Source organism: Collinsella aerofaciens, assembly GCF_018785245.1.
Lineage (GTDB): Bacteria > Actinomycetota > Coriobacteriia > Coriobacteriales > Coriobacteriaceae > Collinsella > Collinsella aerofaciens_AD.
Window position 1 is genome coordinate 1 of the sequence record NZ_WQPL01000056.1, and the last position, 4,696, is coordinate 4,696.

Annotated in this window: 4 protein-coding genes; 1 reads left to right on the plus strand and 3 read right to left on the minus strand. The window is 59.8% G+C overall.

From position 1 onward, the window contains the following. Positions 1-180 precede the first annotated feature (180 nt). The 3 genes from GPK39_RS08825 to GPK39_RS08835 all read right to left on the minus strand — a co-directional run bounded on the left by GPK39_RS08825 (position 181) and on the right by GPK39_RS08835 (position 3,066). A complete protein-coding gene (locus tag GPK39_RS08825; RefSeq protein ID WP_338404410.1) occupies positions 181-1,581 on the minus strand; it encodes a phosphoglucomutase/phosphomannomutase family protein in 1,401 nt (466 codons plus the stop codon). A 158-nt stretch (positions 1,582-1,739) separates the two neighbouring features. After that, positions 1,740-2,633: a homocysteine S-methyltransferase family protein gene (locus tag GPK39_RS08830; protein WP_195362153.1), complete on the minus strand. Its 894-nt coding sequence runs from the start codon at positions 2,631-2,633 to the stop codon at positions 1,740-1,742. Positions 2,634-2,643: 10 nt separating this feature from the next. Then, positions 2,644-3,066 carry a metal-dependent transcriptional regulator gene (locus GPK39_RS08835; RefSeq protein ID WP_215675094.1) on the minus strand — a complete coding sequence of 141 codons (423 nt, stop codon included), beginning with the start codon at positions 3,064-3,066 and terminating at the stop codon, positions 2,644-2,646. 120 nt (positions 3,067-3,186) lie between these two features. Here GPK39_RS08835 and pepT point away from each other — a divergent pair, with 120 nt between their 5' ends. Continuing rightward, positions 3,187-4,434, plus strand: a complete 1,248-nt coding sequence (pepT, locus tag GPK39_RS08840) for a peptidase T (RefSeq protein WP_215675096.1) — start codon at positions 3,187-3,189, stop codon at positions 4,432-4,434. Positions 4,435-4,696 lie beyond the last annotated feature (262 nt).

Genomic DNA, 4,696 nt, shown 5'->3' on the forward strand with positions numbered 1-4,696 from the left:
CCCGCGGCTGATCCGGTTGCACCGGGCCGCGCGGCAAGGAGATATATTGCCAGACCGGAGGGGCCCCGTGGGCGGGAATCTGGGCGTACACATTTCCTACACATCTTGGAATCCGACTAACGTTTGCCAGCCGTTACCTACCGCTCGCCGAGCATCTCTTTATATAAGGCAGTCTCATGGTTAAAGCGGATACGTCCCCCTAGCTAAAGCACAGCCAGCATCGAGCAACTCATCACGTTCTTCCACCGAGAACCCCTCGGCGTAGACGCGCACCACTGGTTCGGTCCCGCTAGGACGGACCAGCAGCCACGTGTCATCCTCGAATGCCAAACGCAAGCCATCCATATGACTAACGTTTTGCGGCACCTTGCCACAAATCGACTTCGGGTTTACGCCCGGCAGCAGGGTTCGTAACGTTTCGGCATCTTCGGCCTCAAGGCGCAAATCGCGTCGACCGTAACTCGTCTTACCAAAACTGTCCTCGAGTTGGTCGACCAGAACGCCCAAAGGCGCGTCCGTCTTTGCCATAAGCTCACACAGAATCAGACAGGCGAGGATTCCATCGCGCTCGGGCATATGCGCGGCGATGCCGATACCACCGGCTTCTTCGCCGCCCATGAGGACGCCGCCCTTCTTCATCTCTGCCGCTATATATTTGAAACCGACTGGCTTGACGGTCACGCGGCAGCCAAGCGCCTCGGCAATGCGACGCACGAGCGTCGAGCACGAAAGATTGACGACGACGCGCCCCTCCAAATTACGAAATTGAACCAAGTCGCCCAAAACGAGCGCCATGATCTGATGCGGATGTATATATCTGGCGCGCTCGTCAACCGCGCCGATACGATCGGCGTCGCCGTCGGTCACCAGGCCAGCGCAAGCTCCGTCCTCGATAACCGTGCGCTCGCAAGCGTCCACCCAAGGCTCAACGGGGTCGGGGCAGATATCTTCTTGGTCAGACGCCTGCCCGGCGTGAATCTCGTGCACCTCAACGCCAAGCTCGCGCAGCAAGTCGGCTAGATAGCCCTGGGCTGCGCCGCCCATGGGATCGACAACCACGCGCAGGTGCGCGTCGCGGATGGCTTCGGCATCGACAAACGATGCCACCGCCTGCATATAGTCAGGAATGATATCCGCGGTGCGATATTGCCCCTCGATCCCCATTGGCTCGGGAGCCATGGTCTCTTCGAGCTCTTCGATGACATCCTGGTTGGCGGTCGAGCCGTCACCCATGCGAATCTTGAGGCACAGATAACCCTGCGGATGATGGGACCCCGTCACCATGAGCGCGCCGCACGCCCCACCGTCATAAGCCGCCGCCCACGTAAGGGCAGGGGTCGGAACAGGTCGCGAAGCGAGCACGGCGTCCAGCCCGTGCGCTGCTAGCACGCCCGCCGCAAGCTCAGCGAACTCGCTCGCCAGGGGCCGGGTGTCGAACCCTATATATACCGTTTTGCCCGGATTGGTCTTTTGCCACAACTCGCCGACGGCATCGGCGATACGGGCAACGTTATCGGCAGTGAAGTCCTCATCGACGCGAGCGCGCCAACCGTCAGTTCCAAAATGAATTATCGCGCACACGCGCAGACACCTCACAGTGTTTGGATCATGGTACGCGTGAGGTATACCCGCAACACGCACTCGGCAACCTGCCGGCACCAGCATTCACCATTTGGGCAAATGCTGCCGAGGACATGCAAGCAATAAAAAAACCGCCCCGTATGGAGCGGTTTTGCCCTTTATATATCGAGCGCCTCGGCCATCGCTGCCGTAGTGATTGCCGTGGTTCCACAGCAACTGCCCACCATTGCGGCGCCGGCATGTCTCCATTCGATGCATGCGCGCGCGAAAGCTTCGGGATTCTCGTGCCATACGGGGCCATCCTGAGTCTGGACCGGATCGCCTACGTTGGGACGCACCGTAACGGGAGTAGTCGCCGATGCAACCATCCTGGGCACCGCCGCATTCGCGGCCGCAAGCGAACAGCAATTAACACCAACCGAGTTTGCGCCGTGTTTTTCGGCGTACAAAACGGCTGCCTCGATGTTGAGGCCATCGCCCAGCAGGTCGCCTTTATCGTCAACGACAAAACTCACTAGAACAGGCATGCCGTCGGCGGCATCTCGGGCGCCGGCAAGCATGGGCTGCAGATTACGGATAGACGTCACCGTCTCGATCAGCAGACCGTCAACACCAGCATTGAGCAAGGCGTGCGCCTGTTCGCGCGCAATGCCGCGGATTTCACGATACTCGACAGAGTCCTCGGCAAACCACTCAATACCGATCGGGCCCATCGAGCCCAGCAGTAGCTGAGGGTGCGCCTGGCGGGCATCGTCGACGGCCCCGCGATTGACCTCCGCCACGGACGGCGCAATCTGGTCGTGCTTGAGGGCATAGCTCGATGCCTGAAAGGTATTGGTAATGAGCACCTGCGCGCCGGCGGCGACATACAAGCGATGGATACGAGAAACGGTCTGCGGCTCTGCCAGATTCCAAAACGCCGGTGGAATGTCGGCGGCATCGTACTCACTCAACAAAACACTGCCCATGGGGCCCTGCGCCAACAAGGTCTCGCTCGACAAGCGGCGCGCAAGCTCCTCGGCACCAAAGCGGTTGTAATAACTCGTATCCATATATATCCCGCTATTCCTCGACGCTGATTCCCTGCTTTTCGAGATAGGCGAGCCAGCGGCTCATCGTGTCCTCGGATAGCGCATGCTCCATCATGCAGGCCTCGGAATCGGCTCGCTCAAATTCGACACCGAGCTCCTGAACCAAAAACGTACGGATGAGGCGATGACGGTACCAGATAGCCGTGCCAACCTCGCGGCCGCGATCGGTCAGGATTACCTTGCCGTAGTGCGATTGCTCGACAAGCTCGGATGCCTTGAGCGCCGAAACCGCTTTATTGACCGATGCCTTGGAGACGCCAAGGCGCTGCGCGATGTCGACCGATCGCACGCCGTTGGTTTCCCCCTCTTCGCTTTCAATGCGAACCATGCACTCCAAGTAGTCTTCGTTCGCCACCGTCAGATGTAGTTCGCGCGAGCTAATTGTCGTATCCATGATCTTCCGTCCCTTCTGCATTCAATGGCTGATTCTACCCCATCCAAGCGTCGTGGTATGCCGTGGCATACCGTGCTAGAGTTCTTGTTGCACACGACGACCAAGATTGGAGCGGTCTTTATGGAAAACACCACCACGAGCCCCGATGTCCTCGAGCGCTTTTTGCGCTACGTCCAGATCAACACACAGTCCGAGGATGCAAACTGCGACCAGGTACCCTCGAGCGCCGTTCAGTTTGACCTTGCCAACGTGCTGGCTGAAGAGCTGCGCGAGCTTGGTGCGGAAGATGCCCACGTGACCGAGCACGCCTATGTCTGCGCGCATATCCCCGCAAGTGCGGGCGCTGAGGACAAGCCCGCCCTGGGCCTGATCGCCCATCTCGACACCACCGAAGTTGCACCGGGCGCCGGCGTGAAGCCGCACATCGTACACTACGAAGGCGGCGACCTGGTCTGCGGCACGGTTGACGGTAAGCCCGTTGCCATGAGTACCGCCAAGCTCCCCGCCCTGAATGACCTCGCGGGTGAGGACCTGGTCTGCAGCGATGGCACCACGCTGCTGGGCGCGGACGACAAGGCAGGCGTTGCCGAGATCATGTCGCTTGTCGCGCGTTTCGCTCAGGACCCTTCTCTGCCCCATCCCGCACTCGGCATTTGCTTCTGCCCTGACGAGGAGATTGGCCACGGAGCCGAGCTGTTGGATATCGATACCTTTGGCTGCAAGTACGCCTACACGGTCGACGGCGGCCCCATCGGCGAGCTGGAGTGGGAGTGCTTTAACGCCGCCGAGGCGACCGTCCGCTTTGAGGGCCAGTCCATCCACCCGGGCGACGCCAAGGGCCGTATGATCAACGCAGGCAATCTGTTCTGCGACTTCAACGCATTGCTCCCCTACGTGCAGCGCCCGGAGTATACGGAAGGCTACGAGGGCTTTTATCACCTTGAGGGTGTATCTGCGACCGTCGATCACGCCACAGCGCGCTATATCGTCCGCGACCATGACGCCGCCAAGTTCCAGCAGAAACTCGACCTTCTTGATGCCGCCGCCTCGATGCTCAACCAGCGTCTGGGTGAGGAGCGCGTGACGGTCGAGATTAAGCAGCAGTATCGAAATATGGCCGAGATCGTTCGTGACTATCCCGAGCTTATTGATGTTGCCAAGGAAGCCTACCTTGCCTGCGGCGTTGAGCCCCAGGTGCTGCCAATTCGTGGCGGCACCGACGGCGCTCAGCTGTCGTTCCGCGGTCTGCCCTGCCCCAACCTTTCCACCGGCGGCTATTGCTACCACGGCGTCAACGAGTTCGTCCCGATCAGTTCGCTCGTCAAGATGACCGACGTCCTGCAGGAGCTCGTCGCCCGCTTTGCATAAGCCTGGCTGCATAAGCCCAAAAGACGAATCGCCCCGTCCTCAACCGAGAACGGGGCGATTTTTTTGCTGCAATGAGAACAGGTTGACGCACGCCAGCCTCTTAACGCAAGGAGTGTCCCAAACTGCCGGCACATAAGGAACGTCCCCAAGTGCCAAGTGCATCAAGAGTGTCCCCTTTGACCAGTCGTTTAAGAACGTCCATTACAGTCGAAATTGTCAGCCCGGGACCGTCTCGGGCTACGATTGAGGCGCGCCCAGAACG